This is a genomic window from Ruoffia sp. FAM 20857 (assembly GCF_045528645.1).
GTDB classification, from domain to species: Bacteria; Bacillota; Bacilli; order Lactobacillales; family Aerococcaceae; genus Ruoffia; species Ruoffia halotolerans.
Genome location: NZ_JBGQRB010000026.1, coordinates 1 through 16,170, shown reverse-complemented (window position 1 = coordinate 16,170; position 16,170 = coordinate 1). Strand labels below are relative to the sequence as shown.

General features: G+C 34.8%; 15 protein-coding genes. 1 reads left to right on the top strand and 14 read right to left on the bottom strand.

The window, feature by feature from the left end; genetic code table 11:
* Positions 1-7: 7 nt before the first annotated feature.
* The 5 genes from ACEN4N_RS07270 to ACEN4N_RS07250 all read right to left on the bottom strand — a co-directional run bounded on the left by ACEN4N_RS07270 (position 8) and on the right by ACEN4N_RS07250 (position 3,116).
* Positions 8-331 (bottom strand): L7Ae/L30e/S12e/Gadd45 family ribosomal protein, encoded by a 324-nt coding sequence (locus ACEN4N_RS07270; protein WP_407090600.1) that lies wholly within the window; start codon positions 329-331, stop codon positions 8-10.
* The gene (rnpM, locus tag ACEN4N_RS07265) at positions 328-621 is read right to left on the bottom strand and encodes an RNase P modulator RnpM (RefSeq protein WP_138403503.1); all 294 of its coding nucleotides are present in this window, start codon (positions 619-621) and stop codon (positions 328-330) included. The genes ACEN4N_RS07270 and rnpM overlap by 4 nt, the downstream gene beginning before the upstream one ends.
* Before the next feature lie 32 nt (positions 622-653).
* On the bottom strand, positions 654-1,979 hold the full coding sequence (nusA, locus tag ACEN4N_RS07260; RefSeq protein ID WP_407090598.1) for a transcription termination factor NusA: 1,326 nt from the start codon (positions 1,977-1,979) through the stop codon (positions 654-656).
* A gap of 24 nt (positions 1,980-2,003) precedes the next feature.
* Positions 2,004-2,477 (bottom strand): ribosome maturation factor RimP, encoded by a 474-nt coding sequence (gene rimP, locus ACEN4N_RS07255; protein WP_407090597.1) that lies wholly within the window; start codon positions 2,475-2,477, stop codon positions 2,004-2,006.
* A 198-nt stretch (positions 2,478-2,675) separates the two neighbouring features.
* Entirely contained in the window at positions 2,676-3,116 is a 441-nt protein-coding gene (locus tag ACEN4N_RS07250; protein ID WP_407090596.1) for a hypothetical protein, read from the bottom strand.
* A gap of 323 nt (positions 3,117-3,439) precedes the next feature.
* Here ACEN4N_RS07250 and ACEN4N_RS07245 point away from each other — a divergent pair, with 323 nt between their 5' ends.
* Entirely contained in the window at positions 3,440-4,285 is an 846-nt protein-coding gene (locus tag ACEN4N_RS07245) for a MetQ/NlpA family ABC transporter substrate-binding protein (protein WP_407093954.1), read from the top strand.
* A 143-nt stretch (positions 4,286-4,428) separates the two neighbouring features.
* Here the strand turns inward: ACEN4N_RS07245 and ACEN4N_RS07240 are convergent, their stop codons facing one another.
* The 9 genes from ACEN4N_RS07240 to rpsB all read right to left on the bottom strand — a co-directional run bounded on the left by ACEN4N_RS07240 (position 4,429) and on the right by rpsB (position 15,845).
* Positions 4,429-4,977: an NADPH-dependent FMN reductase gene (locus ACEN4N_RS07240; protein WP_197104441.1), complete on the bottom strand. Its 549-nt coding sequence runs from the start codon at positions 4,975-4,977 to the stop codon at positions 4,429-4,431.
* A 184-nt stretch (positions 4,978-5,161) separates the two neighbouring features.
* Complete coding sequence (locus ACEN4N_RS07235; protein ID WP_407090594.1) at positions 5,162-9,463, bottom strand: PolC-type DNA polymerase III; 4,302 nt, start codon at positions 9,461-9,463, stop codon at positions 5,162-5,164.
* Positions 9,464-9,530: 67 nt separating this feature from the next.
* The gene (gene rseP, locus ACEN4N_RS07230; RefSeq protein WP_407090593.1) at positions 9,531-10,796 is read right to left on the bottom strand and encodes an RIP metalloprotease RseP; all 1,266 of its coding nucleotides are present in this window, start codon (positions 10,794-10,796) and stop codon (positions 9,531-9,533) included.
* 11 nt (positions 10,797-10,807) lie between these two features.
* On the bottom strand, positions 10,808-11,602 hold the full coding sequence (locus ACEN4N_RS07225) for a phosphatidate cytidylyltransferase (RefSeq protein WP_407090592.1): 795 nt from the start codon (positions 11,600-11,602) through the stop codon (positions 10,808-10,810).
* A gap of 37 nt (positions 11,603-11,639) precedes the next feature.
* Positions 11,640-12,362: an isoprenyl transferase gene (locus tag ACEN4N_RS07220; RefSeq protein ID WP_338489085.1), complete on the bottom strand. Its 723-nt coding sequence runs from the start codon at positions 12,360-12,362 to the stop codon at positions 11,640-11,642.
* Positions 12,363-12,537: 175 nt separating this feature from the next.
* A complete protein-coding gene (gene frr, locus ACEN4N_RS07215) occupies positions 12,538-13,098 on the bottom strand; it encodes a ribosome recycling factor (RefSeq protein ID WP_338489086.1) in 561 nt (186 codons plus the stop codon).
* A gap of 148 nt (positions 13,099-13,246) precedes the next feature.
* The gene (pyrH, locus tag ACEN4N_RS07210) at positions 13,247-13,987 is read right to left on the bottom strand and encodes a UMP kinase (RefSeq protein WP_338489088.1); all 741 of its coding nucleotides are present in this window, start codon (positions 13,985-13,987) and stop codon (positions 13,247-13,249) included.
* Between the two features lie 73 nt (positions 13,988-14,060).
* Positions 14,061-14,945 carry a translation elongation factor Ts gene (gene tsf / locus ACEN4N_RS07205; RefSeq protein ID WP_407093953.1) on the bottom strand — a complete coding sequence of 295 codons (885 nt, stop codon included), beginning with the start codon at positions 14,943-14,945 and terminating at the stop codon, positions 14,061-14,063.
* A 117-nt stretch (positions 14,946-15,062) separates the two neighbouring features.
* Positions 15,063-15,845 carry a 30S ribosomal protein S2 gene (gene rpsB, locus ACEN4N_RS07200; protein ID WP_138404893.1) on the bottom strand — a complete coding sequence of 261 codons (783 nt, stop codon included), beginning with the start codon at positions 15,843-15,845 and terminating at the stop codon, positions 15,063-15,065.
* Positions 15,846-16,170 lie beyond the last annotated feature (325 nt).

Below are 16,170 nucleotides of genomic sequence, written 5' to 3'. Positions count from 1 at the left end.
TAATTAATTAGTCATATGATTCCTCACTCTCCACATCGTAAGATAAAAATTTCTTTGTCATGCCTTGATTTGTCAAACCGATAATTGAACGGTTTTTACCAATAGCTTGACTTAATTCATACTTAGTAAATTCTGTGTTAAGGGGAATATCTTTTCGTTCACTTAAAGAACGGTATCTCTCTAATGTTTTCTCACTGGCATCGCTCGCGCATAATACTAGGCGAACGCGGTTATTTTTTACCGCTTTTTCGACCAATTCATCTCCAGAAATAATCTCTCTGGCGCGCATAGCTAAACCTAACATATTTAATTTTTTAAAATCATTTTTCATAGTAGTTCTTTACGAGCTTTCTGATGATCAATATAATTGTATAACTCATCATAGAATTCATCATTAATCTTCACACCAAATGCACGATCAAATGTTTTTTCTTTTTTTGCTTTTAATGCCAACTCAGGTTCAAGTGCTATATAAGCACCTCGTCCATTTTGTCGTCCTGTTGGATCAAGAAAAACTTCGTTTTCTTTGGATTTAACAACACGCACTAATTCTTTTTTTGGATACATTTCCTGAGATACAATGCATTTTCTCATTGGTTGTTTGCGTTGTTTAGCAGCCATTAGTTCGCTCCTTTAATGAAAATTATCATTTATTATAATTCATCTTGTTCTTCTTGCTCTTCAAGCAATTCATCATAATCTTGCTCATAATCATGCTCAACTTCAGAAATTGCGTCCTCTACAGCTTCAGCATCGTAATTATTCTCATCTAGATCTTGCTCTTCAAGTTGTTCATTGACACTATCATGATCTTCAATTTCTTCTATCTCTTCAACATCAGCAATAATTTCAGCTTCATCGAATGCATCATACTCTTCAGTTAATTCTACTTCATTATTAACTAAGTAATCTTCTTCGATTTCAGCACTTTGTTCTGATAAATACTCTTCATAAGCTGTTTCTGATTTAATATCTATCTTATGTGATGTTAAACGCGCAGCTAAGCGAGCATTTTGCCCTTTTTTACCGATTGCTAACGATAATTGGTAATCTGGCACTACAACGATACAAGAGTTTCCTTCTTCTTCAAAAATTACATTAATAACTTCTGCAGGACTCATAGCGTTACGGATAAATGTTGCAGGATCTTCACTATATTCAATAATATCCATGTTCTCGCCATTCAGTTCATTCACGATTGTTTGTACACGTTGTCCTTTTTGACCCACACATGTACCAACTGGATCAATATTCTCATCACGAGATCTTACCGCAACTTTAGAACGGTCTCCAGCTTCACGTGAAATTGAAACAATCTCAACAATCCCATCATAAATCTCTGGCACTTCTTGTTCAAATAATCTGCGTAAGAAATCCGGATGCGAACGACTCACGACCACTTGTGGTCCTCTAGGTGTTTTATCAATTTTTGATACATACACTTTCACACGTTCGTCAATTTCTAAGTTTTCTCCAGCAATTTGTTCACGAATTGGCATAACTGCCTCAACTTTATCTAAGTTGACATATACAATTCCTTTTTCGAAACGTTCAACAGTCCCAGTTAAAATCTCATCTTCATATTGAATGAATTCATTATAAATAATGTCACGTTCAGCTTCACGGATTCGTTGCATTACAACATGTTTAGCTGTTTGAGTGGCAATACGACCAAAATCGTTTGGTGTTACTTCGAATTTGATTTTGTCGCCGACTTCATAAGCTCGATTAATTTCTAAAGCTTCTTCTAATGAAATTTCAAAAGTAGGGTCATACTTAGTTTCTACGACTTCTTTCACTGAAAATACTTTGATTGATCCACTTTCTTCGTCAAATTCTACTTCAACGTTTTGTGCATTATCGTATCTTTTTTTATACGCTAATACTAAAGCCGATTCGAGAGCTTCCTTGATGACCTGACTAGAAATTCCTTTTTCCTCTTCAAGAATCTGCATAGCTTGTACTAAATCTTTACTCATCTTCTTAATCACCTCATTAATTTTTTAGAATTTAATTGCTAAACGGAGTTTTGATACCGCATCGCGTTTAATTTCAAGTACTTTTTTTCTTGTCTTAATTGTTACTTCAATTTGGAACATTTCATCCGTGACTTCTAATAAAGTACCTTCATGAAATTTCTCCCCAAATTGTGGTACGTAATAATCTAAATGAATATATTCGCCCACAGCATTTAAGATATCTTGTTCAGTTTTTAATGGACGTTCGGCACCTGGCGATGACACTTCTAAAAAATATGCTTTTGGAAATGGATCTGGGCTAATCTGATCGAGTGCCTCACTTAGTTTTTCGCTAATTTTCGCACAATCTTCAATATCTATTCCCTTTTCTTTATCGGCATAGACTCTCAAGTACCAGTTTGGTCCTTCTTTTACATATTCAACATCAACCAAATAACAATTTTCTGATTCTACAATTGGCTCAATTACTGGAACTACGGACTCAATAACTTTACTCAATATTTCACCTCATCCTTTAAATTAAATTCTTAGTTATAAATATGAAAGGAGCAAGCGTCACCGCTCACTCCTCCCCGTCTCTTCTAAATTCCTTAACCAATATACCACAAATCTTTAAAATGTACAAGTAACAGCTTCTTTAAAGCATTCCAAATAAAAAACCTTTAATCAAAATATGATCAAAGGTTTTAGTTTAAATTAATTTGGGTAAATATCATTCACATGATTATTTACATCAATAACTAAGTATAATTTTTTATCTTGGATTTTTCCGGACATGAATTTATTCACTGTACCACTTTCTTCGGTTACTTCGAATGGGAAGTAAACTTCTTCACTGTCTTCATTATCCCATACGACTGTCAATCGTTCGATATCTTGATTTTTTATCACTGTCTCAAACATTCCAGCCTCTAATCCACCTTGATTAATGTCTGTTGTTTGAAAAGTATCAGCTTCAGGTAGTAATTCCATTCTGAAAGCTTCTGAAGGATGAATCTCAACAATTTCTCCATCATTAATTCTACCTAAACTTGTTGAAACACGTTTAATCCAAATATCACCGACTAAATCTACTGGAATTTCCCATTGGCCACCATTATGGAAATGAAAATTAAATGTCTGAACCTTTCTTCCCATTACAATTCTCCCCTTTAAGCTATTTATTTTACTTATAAACTTATTATAACATATTTTTTTGGCGAGTCCAGAAGTTTGTTATTGTTTTCACAATTAAACCATATGAGTAAATCCGTGTTTAATTCAATTAAATTTTAATATGAAACTTTTTCATGTGAATAAAAACATATCAAACTGTTATATTATATTTTCATTATCTGTTATATTTATTTAAGTGCAATTTTATTTCTTATAGTTAACAAGTTGTGCTATAATTCTATTCATATTGAATTGAGAGGATGTTTATATAAATAAAAAAAAGAATAAAACTGTTGCTTTTTAGTTTGTTATTATTCTTATTCTTAGAACCAATGGCTCCTGCTAAAGCTGAGGTATTTTCTGAAGAATTTGTAGGTGAAACTGTGACTATCAGAACGGTCGGTGAAGAATTGGCTGATATATGGGAGTTTGTTGCTGATAAAGCTGAGGAAGATGGCATTGAATTAGACATAGTCCTGTTTACTGACTATAATACACCTAACATTTCATTAGTTGATGGATCATTGGATATGAATGCTTATCAGCATACCGACTTCTTAAATGATTGGAATGAAGCAAATGAAACTAATTTAGTTTCTATTGGAAATACTTTTGCTACCCCATTGAGTTTCTTTTCAGAAAAGCATAATTCTATTGATGATTTACCTGAAGGGGCGATCATTGCTATTCCAAATGATTTGGCAAGTAGCTCTTACGCTTTACAAATCTTAGATTATGCTGAGCTTATTAAACTAGATGAATCAATTGATGCCTTACCAACTGTGAATGACATCGTTGAAAATCCAAATAATTATGAAATCATTGAATTGGAAGCTGCTCAAATTCCAGCTGCCATGGCCGATGTTGATATGGGAGTGATTCATCAGGTCTACTTAGAAAGTACTGACTTTGAACCAAATGATGCTATCTATTCTTATGGCCACAATACTGAAACATTCAATTATAATCGCTTGAACACCGTTACGGTTCGTGAAGAAGATCAAGACAACCCACTATACCAATATATTGTAGATTTATATCAATCAGACGATGTTGCAGACTATATTGAAGAAATTTCAAATGGTGGTCATATTCCTGCTTGGATATTATTAGAAGAATATGAAGCAAGTCTTGAGAATGAACGTAATTAATTATTTATTTTGTGATTATCACAACTTTTACAAACGATACCGTTTGTAGTTATTCTTAAAAAGAAAAACACGCGTAGAAAGTAAGACTTCTCTTGCTTTCTACGCGCGTTTTTTAACAACACATATAAGTTGTATTTGTCTAATTATTTAGTGTTTTTTTCGATATGTGCGATAAATGCATCCGCAACTGTTTGTAAGAAACCACGTGTTTCTTCATTATTTAATTTACCGTCTTCATCAAAGAAGTTTTGTGAATTTGCTAAGTAAACTTCTGGTTGACCTAATACTGGCATATCTAAGAATGCTAATGTAGGACGTAGTGATTGAACAGCGTTCGCACCACTAATATTGGAAATAGAGTGACCTAGGATTAAAGCTGGCTTACCAGCCCATACACTTTGTCCCCAAGGACGAGAAGCAACATCAATGGCATTTTTTAATACTCCAGAAGTTGAACGGTTATATTCTGGTGTCGCAAAAATAATTGCATCTTGTGCTGATACAGCGTTACGGAATTCAGTATATTCGCTTGGGTTGTTTTCATCGTATTCTTCGTTATATAATGGTAAGTTCCCAATTTCTAAGAATTCTACTTCTACATCTGCTGGGAATAACTCAGCTAATGCTACCGACCATTTACGCGCATAGGATTCTTTACGTAAGCTACCTACTACTACTCCAATTTTTGTCATAAAAATAACATCTCCTTAAAATAATTTTGATTACTATTATATTCTAACGACATTCAAATGGTTATGCAAATGAAAAGGTCTGGTTTTTGAAAATAATTTCGTTTTAGAGATAATTATTGATATTTACATAAAAAACTTCTTTTTAGGTTAGAAAACTTAAAAAGAAGTGTAAATTATTCAATATTTAAAATAAACTGAGCTGATCTTCATCTGGTAATCCTTCTAAGACGCCATTATCGTCTAAGTACGCTAGTACTGTTTTTGAAACTTTACCACGCTTTTGTAAATCTTCTTTTGATAAGAATGGAGCTTCTTGACGTGCTTTCACAATTTGTTCAGCTACGTTATTACCTAAACCAGGAACGGCTCTAAATGGTGGAATTAATGAATCTCCTTCGATTATGAAATGTTTCGAGTCAGATTTTTCAATATTAATCATTTGGAATTTAAATCCACGTTCTAACATTTCATTCGCTATCTCTAGTTCTGTCACTAATTCTTTTTCTTTATTTGTTGCTCCAAAGCCTTTGTCATTAATTTCACGGACACGTCTTTTGACCATTTCTTTCCCTTGATGCATAGCAACTAAATCAAAGTCTTTTGCACGAATTGAGAAATACGCAGCGTAATAGTACATTGGATAATACACTTTAAAGTAAGCTACACGCAAGGCCATCAGAACATAAGCAGCCGCATGGGCTTTCGGGAACATATACTTAATTTTTAAACAAGAGTCAATGTACCATTCTGGAACATTATTACTTCGCATATCTGCTTGCCAGTCATCAGGAATTCCTTTCCCCTTACGCACATGCTCCATAATTTGGAAGGCGGTCCCATCTTCTAAACCGTATTGAATTAAAGTTGTCATAATATCATCACGACAACCAATTACATCAGATAGTTCTACAACATTATTTTTAATTAATTCTTGAGCATTTCCTAACCAAACATCTGTCCCATGTGAAAGTCCAGAGATTTGAAGTAACTCCGCGAAAGTTTTAGGTTTTGTTTCTGAAACCATGCCTCGCACGAAGCCAGTCCCGAATTCTGGAACCCCAAGTGTTCCGGTATCAGAATTTATTTGTTCTGGCGTTACCCCCAGTACTTCAGTACCGCTGAATATTTGCATCACTTTTTCATCTACAGGCGGAATATCCATTGGATCAATACCACTTAAATCTTGTAACATACGAATCATGGTCGGATCATCGTGACCAAGAATATCAAGCTTTAAGACATTGGCATCAATAGAATGGAAATCAAAGTGTGTAGTCTTCCATTCGGCATTCACATCGTCCGCTGGATATTGCACAGGTGTAAAGTCGTAAACATCCATGAAGTCAGGGATAACAATAATACCACCCGGATGTTGACCTGTTGTTCTTCGAGCGCCTTCAATACCATAGGCTAATCGTTCTCTTTCAGCCTGAGGCAAATGCTCACCTGAAGATTCTAGATATCCTCGAATGTAACCGTGAGCAGTTTTATTGGCAACTGTACCTATTGTTCCTGCACGAAAGACATAATCTTCACCGAATAACTCCTTAGTATACGCATGCGCTTTTGCTTGGTAATCTCCTGAGAAGTTCAAATCAATATCGGGAACTTTGTCTCCGTAGAATCCAAGGAAAGTTTCGAACGGAATATCTTGTCCATCTTTTTTCAATTCGGCTCCACAATCAGGACAAGCCTTTGGTGGAAGGTCGTAACCAGATTTATGTTCACCATTAGTGAAAAACTCACTATAGTGGCATTCTGTACAATAATAATGTGCGGCTAAGGGATTCACTTCAGTAATTCCTGTTAAGGTGGCTACTAAACTTGATCCAACTGATCCACGAGAACCAACTAAATATCCATCATCATTACTTTTAAGCACTAATTTTTGTGAGATTAAATAAATAACCGCGAACCCATTCGATATAATACTGTCCAATTCCTTTTTGATTCGCTTATCAACGATATCAGGCAGAGGATTTCCGTACATTTCATGCGCTTTGTCATAACTCATTTGAGTAATTTCTTCTTCAGCACCTTCAATAACAGGTGGATATAATTCATCTTTAATCACAGCAACTTCTTCAATTGAATCTGCAATTTTTTGAGTATTCTCAACGACGATTTCTTGGGCTTTTTCAGCACCAAGGAAAGAAAATTCTTGTAACATCTCATCAGTCGTTCTGAAATGAACTCTTGGCATATGTAAAGTTCTGTTAGCGTTGATTTTCATCGATTTCTTCAATACTTCACGGTAAATTTCATCTTTTTCATCCAGGTAATGGACATTCCCAGTCGCAACAACGGTTTTGTTCTTTTCATCACCTAAACGAAGCATTTCACTGATAATATGTTTTAAGTCAGCTTCGTTACGAATCAATTCATCTTTGATGAGTGGTTCATAAACTGATGGAGGTTGCACTTCGATAAAGTCATAATAATCAACAAGTTCGCTTGCTTCTTCATACCCTTTTTGCATCATGGCAGTGAATACTTCTCCTGTTGAACACGCCGTTCCAATTAATAAATCATCACGATATTGGGTCAATTCAGATCTTGGAATACGAGGTACACGGTAGAAATACTCTGTACTGGACATGGATATCAGCTTAAATAAAGCTTTCAATCCGTCTTGGTTCTTAACTAATATAGTTGCATGGAAAGGTCTTGATTGTTTAAAACTCTCACCCTGTCCTATTTGGTCGTTTAATTGGTTATGATTGATGATACCAAATTGATCCTTCGCTTGTTCTAATAACTTCATCAAGATGTACCCTGTTGTCTCGGAGTCATAGACTGCTCGGTGATGCTGTTCTAGTTGAACGTTATATCGCTTAGCTAAAGTATTCAAACGGTGTGATTTATAATCTGGATTCACTAAACGAGACAGTTCTAATGTATCAATCACTGGTAAGTCAGTTTGTGGTAAGCCAACACGTTCATAGCCTTTATTAATGAAGCCAATATCAAACGTTGCGTTATGCGCAACTAGAATAGAATCACCACAAAACTGTTGGAATTGTTCTAAAACAGGTTTAGCCGTTGGAGCATCTTTAACCATATCATCAGTAATACCTGTTAACTCAGTAGTGAAAGCTGACAAAGGTTTGTTTGGATTAATAAAGGCTTCGAATGTATCAATAATTTCGCCTTCTCTCATCTTCACTCCTGCAAGTTCTATGATGTCATCATAGACAGATGATAGTCCAGTCGTCTCCACGTCAAATACAACATATGTTGCTTCATCTAAAGCCTCATCTCTTAAGTTAAATGCGATGGGTTCACCGTCATTCACGACATAAGCTTCAATTCCGTAGATTACTTTTATTCCATGTTTTTTACCCGCCCAATACGCATCTGGGAAAGATTGTGCTACAGCGTGATCCGTTATAGCAACTGCTTTATGACCCCATTTAGCTGCTTGAGTAACAATATCAGTGGCTGAGTTTGTTGCATCTAATTGACTCATATTTGTATGAGCATGCAATTCAACACGTTTACCATCAGCCGGTGCTTTATCTTCACGGCCAGGGACCGTTACTTTTCTAACACTTCTCGGTCTAAAATATAATTCCGAAGTGAAATTATCTGGGATCATATCTCCCTCTAGTCGAATCCATTCACCTTTACTAAATTGATTCAATGCTTCTTTTGAGATGCGACGGCCAGACATCAGCTTAACAGTCACTGAGCTCGTGTAGTCAGTAATATTCATAATTAAAAGCTGATTTCCACTACGCAAGTCTTTAATTTCATGCGAAAATATAAAACCTTCAATGATTTGTTTAAATTGATTATCATCTAATTCAATCATTGGCAAAGCCGGTTTATTAGGAATATCTTTCCCTATATCATCAGAGGTTGATTGCACAACTGTTCGCTCTTGTTTTTGTCTTTTTTCTTGAATTTCTAAAGCTTCTAATAAGCTCTGTTCATCTTCATTACTTTGACGATCTCGAACTGCGTTAATCTCATCTTGTAATAACTCTTCGTCAACGTAGTACTCTAAATTAAGGTCAGTAATTTGGACTTGTTCGAGTTTCTCTATTAATAATCGTTCGTATTTTTCTTTTAACATATTAATTTGAATATCACTAGCTAATCCAATTCTTAATGATTCGCCAACGATTTCATACTTCGCTTGAGACAAGATCGACCGAATAAAAGGCTTTTCTTGTGCTATTACTGACATAATAGCGTACCAATATTCAAGTATGTTATTAGATTCTAAAGAATCCTCTTCAAATAGCCACCAAGTCTCAACTCTACCAATATGCTCAAATGCTTTTATTATATGATGTTGAAAAATTTGATATGCATTTGGATGAATTCGATTTGGCGAAATAAATGTAAAATGCCATTGGTTTGACTGTGCTAATATATTCACAGTTTTAATTTCAGTATGTTGTAGTTCTTCAACGATTTCTTCATCATTTAATTGAATATGATCGAGAAGTAATTCGAATAATTCTCTTTTATCAGCCATAATAACTCCTTTCGATAAAATTAAGGATGCAACCATCAATAATGATGCCACATCCTCAAATTAAAACTTATTGGAAAAATGCCCTGTTAATATCATTCCATGTTACAGCAACCATTAATACTACCATAATTAACACGCCAATAATTGTAATGATTCCTTCTTTTGATTCACTTAATGGTTTCCCTCTAATTGCTTCAATCGCATTTAAAACAATTTTACCACCGTCTAAAGCTGGTATGGGTAGTAAGTTGAATACTCCTAAATTAGCAGAAAGCATCGCTAAGAAGTTCACTATTACTGGTAGCCCAAGGCTAACAACTTGATCAGTCATCTGAGCCATCGCTACTGGGCCACCAAAGTTATTAATATTGAAGCCACTCGTAATCATACTGCCGATAACTCCTAATACGCCAGTGATAATTCCCCAAGTCGCTGTCACACCATAAGTAATACTACTTCCAAAACTAAACTCTCTATCCGCAATAATTCCAATTTGTCCAATTTCGTTACCAGATTGTTCATCCGTCACAGCCTGAACATTCACAACTGTATCAACCGTTTCATTCTCACGTTCAACAGTCATTTGTAATTCTTCGTTTGGTCTTTCTTGAATTAATAATACTAAATCAGACCACTCACTTACAGATTGCCCATCGACTTCAGTTACTCTATCGCCATCAACTAAACCAGCTTCTTGAGCTACTGATCCATCAACAACTTCACCAATGACGCTATCTGTATTAGGAATACCAATCATAAAAGCAACAATTGTAAAAGCAATAATGGATAATATAAAGTTATTCATTGGTCCTGCAAAGTTAGTAATCATCTTATTCCAAACACTCGCACTTTCATAGCGCATTTCACGTGGTGCAACTGGTAATTTAGTTCCATCCGCTTCAATTATGTTTGCTTTTTTTGCCACTGAGTATTTTACAATATCTGTTTGTCCAACTGGAACAGCTTCAATGATCATCTCATCAATTAAATCAACATTGTCAACTCTGACTGGCATCTCGTCAACTGAAAAGTTATCCGATAAATTAATCAATGATACTTGATCATTATCATTAATTTCTAAACCTACTTCCATTCCAGCTTGAATTTCATCTTCTTCATATAATCCAGCTAGACGAACGTAACCACCAAGTGGTAACAATCTGACTGTATATGTTGTTCCATCTTTCCCTTGTTTAGAAAATAATTTAGGACCCATCCCTAACGCAAATTCTCTAACTAAAATTCCTGCACGCTTTGCGAAAAAATAGTGTCCAAACTCATGTATAACTACAATTATCGAAAATATGACTAAAAATACTAGTAAAGTCGTCAATAGTAACCATCCTATCTAAATAAATTTATCCAAAACATCATTATAAAACTTGCGAAAATTAAACTATCAAATCGGTCTAACATACCACCATGACCCGGTAAAAATTTACCCGAATCTTTAACGTTAAAATAACGTTTAAATGCCGATTCAACTAAATCACCAAATTGTCCAAAAAGTGACACTATAATTGTTAACATCCATATTTGATTCACTACACCTAAGGCTGGTTGGAATAAAGCGACAAATATACTTGAAACAAGTAGTGCGGTTAAAACCCCACCAATCATTCCTTCAACTGTCTTATTCGGGCTGATTTCAGGAGCCAGTGGTCTTTTTCCTAACTTCCTACCGACAAAGTACGCACCGGAATCAGTTGACCATACTACAACTAATAAGTAAAGAATTGTTTCTAGACCCATCTCGCGAAATAGTATTAAGAATCTAAAACCATAACCTATATAAATACAGGCAAACACAATGATAGCCGCATGAGCAAAATTAAATTTTCGATGGTTGAATACAGTAAATACTAACAACATCAGACTACAAATGTAAAATAAATACTCTGGATTGCCCTGTTTCAAAATTTCTGGCATATACATTTGAGGTATGAGTAAAGAAGTCAAACCAACGACAGAAAAGAAACCAATATGATTAAATATATTTAGTTTCTGCATTTCTGCAAATTCAAATAAGCCTATAATTCCAATAACCCACATCGCAAATGCATAATAACCGCCACCTATTAATAAGAATGGGATATAAAGCGCAAGTGCTATGACGGCACTTCTAATTCTTACAATCAAAATTATTCCTCCTAAGACTTAAGACGACAGACAATTATTAAACTTTTCCAAATCGTCGTTGTCTGCCGTTATAAGCATTAATAGCCTTGTCAAGTTCACCCTCATTAAAATCAGGCCATAAGACATCTGTAAAGTAAAACTCACTATAGGCAGCTTGCCACAATAGGAAATTGCTTAAGCGTTCTTCTCCACTTGTTCGAATAATTAAATCAGGATCACTGAGTTCATTATAACGACTCGTCATTAAATGTTTATTAATTAATTCTTCTGATACATCACTTAAATTAATATTTTCTTTTTGAATTTCAGTTATAATACTTTTCACTGCACTAGTAATTTCCTGTCGTGCCCCATAATTCAATGCAAAGTTTAATATCATTCCAGTACAATGTTTAGTATCCTCAATGGCTGAGTTTAAGATTCCTTTAGTTTCTTCAGGAAGTGCATCTGTGTCACCGATGACTTCAATTCGAATATTATGTTCAATTAATTCAGGTAAAAAATCGTTAAAGAATTCCTTCGGCAATTTCATCAGAAAGTCCACTTCATCTTTAGGTCGTCCCCAATTTTCTGTTGAAAAAGCATACATTGTAATTAATTTTATATTAAGTTCATTCGCTCTAATTGTAATTTTTTTAATTGCTTGAACACCTTTTCGATGCCCAACTACGCGTGGTAAAAATCTTTTCTTAGCCCAGCGTCCATTTCCATCCATTATAATTGCAATGTGCTTGGGAACTGTTTCAAATTCATTATTCATAAAATACTCCCTTTTAAATAATCATCCCTAGTATTATACCAAAATAATGCTAAATTACGAATAATAATCATGAAAACAAAAAAATACTTTTATCTAAAAAGTTAGTAAAACCTTCCGATAAAAGTATTTTCAATTTGAATTCAAATCAACAGCAATCATTAGGACGATTATTCAATTAATCGTTAAAAATCTCATCCTCTTTAGCTTTAGTTAATTCTTCGATTTTTTTAGTTGAGTCATCAGTAATTTTTTGGATATCTGATTCATAATCTTTTACATCATCTTCAGTTAATTCTTTTGCTTTTTCAAGCTTTTTAACTGAATCAATAACGTCACGACGAATATTTCGGATAGAAACTTTTGCATTTTCTTGTTCTTTTCCGACAACTTTCGCTAATTCTGCACGTCTTTCTTTCGTCAATGCTGGAATTACTAAACGAATCACGTCTCCATCATTTGATGGTGTAATACCGATATCACTTTGTAAAATAGCTTTTTCAATATCAGTTAAGCTAGATTTATCATAAGGTGATATAACTAACATTCTTGCTTCTGGACTTGAAATACCCGCAAGTTGATTCAATGGCGTTGGAACACCATAATAATTTACGTTTACACGGTCTAATATACTTGCATTTGCTCGTCCAGCACGAATTGAAGCAATTTCGCGTTGATAAGCCTCAACGGATTTGTTCATTCTTTCTTTAGTTGTAGATAAAATTTCACTCGGTGTCATAAAAAAATCCTCCTAATAATACTCTATAGTTCAATTTAACTCATTATACCATATTTCATGTATAATGAGTATTAAATCAGACATTCAGATAGATATGATATGTTTAACACTAACTATCGTCAATAACTATTAACCTTTAAAATATGTACTATTGATTATTTAGTTTTGCTTCAACTGTTGTTCCGATATTTTCTCCAAGAATAACACGGCGAATATTCCCTGATTCATTTAAGTTAAATACAACTAAAGGTATGTCATTATCCATACTTAATGAACTTGCAGTAGAATCCATCACTTTCAGGCCTTTTGAAATAACATCAAGGTGAGTTAAGTTATCATACTTAACGGCAGCTTTGTTCTCTTTTGGATCAGAGTCATAAACACCATCAACATTATTTTTTGCCATAAGGATAACATCCGCATTGATCTCAGCGGCACGTAATGCTGCTGTTGTATCAGTTGTAAAGTAAGGATTCCCTGTTCCACCAGCAAAGATGACTACACGGCCTTTTTCAAGATGACGAATTGCACGACGACGAATATACGGCTCTGCGATTTGACGCATCTCTACTGAAGTTTGTACACGTGTTGGAACGCCTCTATTTTCTAATACATCTTGTAATGCTAAGGCATTCATTACTGTTGCTAGCATGCCCATGTAATCAGCTTGAGAACGTTCCATTCCCATTTCTTCACCGATTGTACCACGCCAGATATTCCCTCCACCTACAACAATGGCTATTTCAACACCTAAGTCATGAATGTCCTTAAGTTCTTCTACCATTTCTTTAATTGTATCGGGATGGATTCCAAAGCCTTGATTTCCAGCAATTGCCTCTCCACTAAGCTTTAAAATTACACGTTTGTATTTTGTTGTTTCTTTAGTCATATCATACTGCCTTTCTTATTCGTAATCGTATCTTTAAAAATAGCCCCAGGAAACTGGGGCTAAGGGTATAAAATTAATCTTTTTTCATTTGAGCAGCAACTTCGTCAGCAAAGTTGTCTTGGCGTTTTTCGATTCCTTCACCAACAGTGAAACGAATGAATTGTTTGATCGTTCCACCTTTATCACCTACGAATTTACCAACTGTTTGATCGTTATCTTTAACAAATGGTTGTTCGTTTAAGCTAATTTCAGCTAAGAATTTGTTCATACGGCCATCAATCATTTTTTCAACGATATTAGCTGGTTTACCTTCGTTTAATGCGATTTCTGTTTGAACTTTTTTCTCGTGTTCTAATTCTTCAGCAGGAACTTCGTCACGGTTAACGTATTTAGGTTGGATTGCAGCAACGTGCATTGAAACATCTTTCGCTACATCTTCATCAGATAATCCTTCGATTAATGTGATAACAGCGATTTGTCCACCACCATGGATGTACTCACCAAAAGTATCGTTATCTGTTTTTTCTAAGATAGCGAAACGACGGAAAGAAATTTTCTCACCGATTTTATTAGTAGCTTCTAAGACGATGTCAGCAATTGTTTTGCCATCAACTTCGATAGCGATAGCTTCTTCCATAGTAGCTGGTTTGTTAGCAGCAACTGCATCAGCAATTGTGTTAACAATATTTACGAATTCTTCGTTTTTAGAAACAAAGTCAGTTTCTGAATTAACTTCGATAATTGCAGCTGTGTTTCCGTTGATACTTGTTGCAGCTAAACCTTCTGCAGCGATACGACTTGCTTTTTTAGCAGCTTTAGATAAACCTTTTTCTCTTAAAAAGTCAATCGCTTTATCCATATCTCCGTCAACTTCAACCAACGCTTTTTTCGCGTCCATCATACCTACACCAGTCAGTTCGCGTAGTTCTTTAACTTGTTTTGCACTAATTTTAGCCATTAAACTCAAATCCTCCTTGATATTTTAAAGTCAAAATAAAAAACTGTCCTAACACAGGGCAAGGTTTTTAGACCTGTGTAACGTCCTGAATTAAGACAGCTGTGAATAATCTAATTATTAAGCTTCTGTTGAATCCGCTGTAGTAGCTTCTTCTTCAGAATCAAATAAGTTATCGAAAAATTCTTTGTCAGATTTTTCTTCTGAATCATCTTCACTATGTCCTTGGTTTCCTTCAAGAACTGCGTCAGCCATTGCAGATGTGATTAATTTAATCGCACGAATAGCATCGTCATTTGATGGAATAACATAGTCAATTTCATCTGGATCACAGTTTGTATCAACCATTCCAACTAATGGAATATTTAATTTTTTAGCTTCTTGGATTGCAATGTGTTCTTTGCGTGGGTCAACGATAAAGATTACATCTGGAATACGAGGCATATCTTTAATACCACCAAGGTTTTGCTCTAAACGATCTAATTCTTTACGTAATTGTAATACTTCTTTTTTAGGTAATACATCAAATGTTCCATCTTCTTCCATTTTTTCAATAGATTTTAGACGACGGATACTTTGTTGGATTGTTTCCCAGTTAGTTAATAATCCACCTAACCAACGGTGGTTAATGTAGTATTGACCAGCACGTTTTGCTTGCTCGTCGATTGCACCTTGTGCTTGTTTTTTAGTACCTACAAATAATACAACCGCTCCATTAGCTGCTTCGTCACGCATAAAGTTATACGCTTTATCAACTAACTTAACTGTTTTTTGTAAGTCAATAATATAAATACCGTTACGCTCCGTAAAGATGTAAGGTTTCATTTTTGGGTTCCAGCGACGTGTTTGGTGTCCGAAATGCACACCAGCTTCTAACAATTGTTTCATTGAAATAACTGCCATAATTATCATTCTCCTTTGGTTTTGTTTTCCTCCGAATAACTCTACTAACAAAACGTCTCTCCGAGGAGAGCACCCGTTAAATTATCATTATTCGTGTGTTTTTGGTTTTACACCACGGACTATATTACTATATACTTTCGTATTATGCAAGCTAGTTTATTACATTTGTTTAAAATAGTTAGCATATCTATATTTAAATGTTGAATTGCAATAATTATTGCGACAATTTTTTATTTACTCAATTAATAAGAGTTCGTGTAAAAATACTTCCAAAGGTGTTTGGTAATCTAAGCATTTCCTAGGACGATTATTCATTAACCACAAA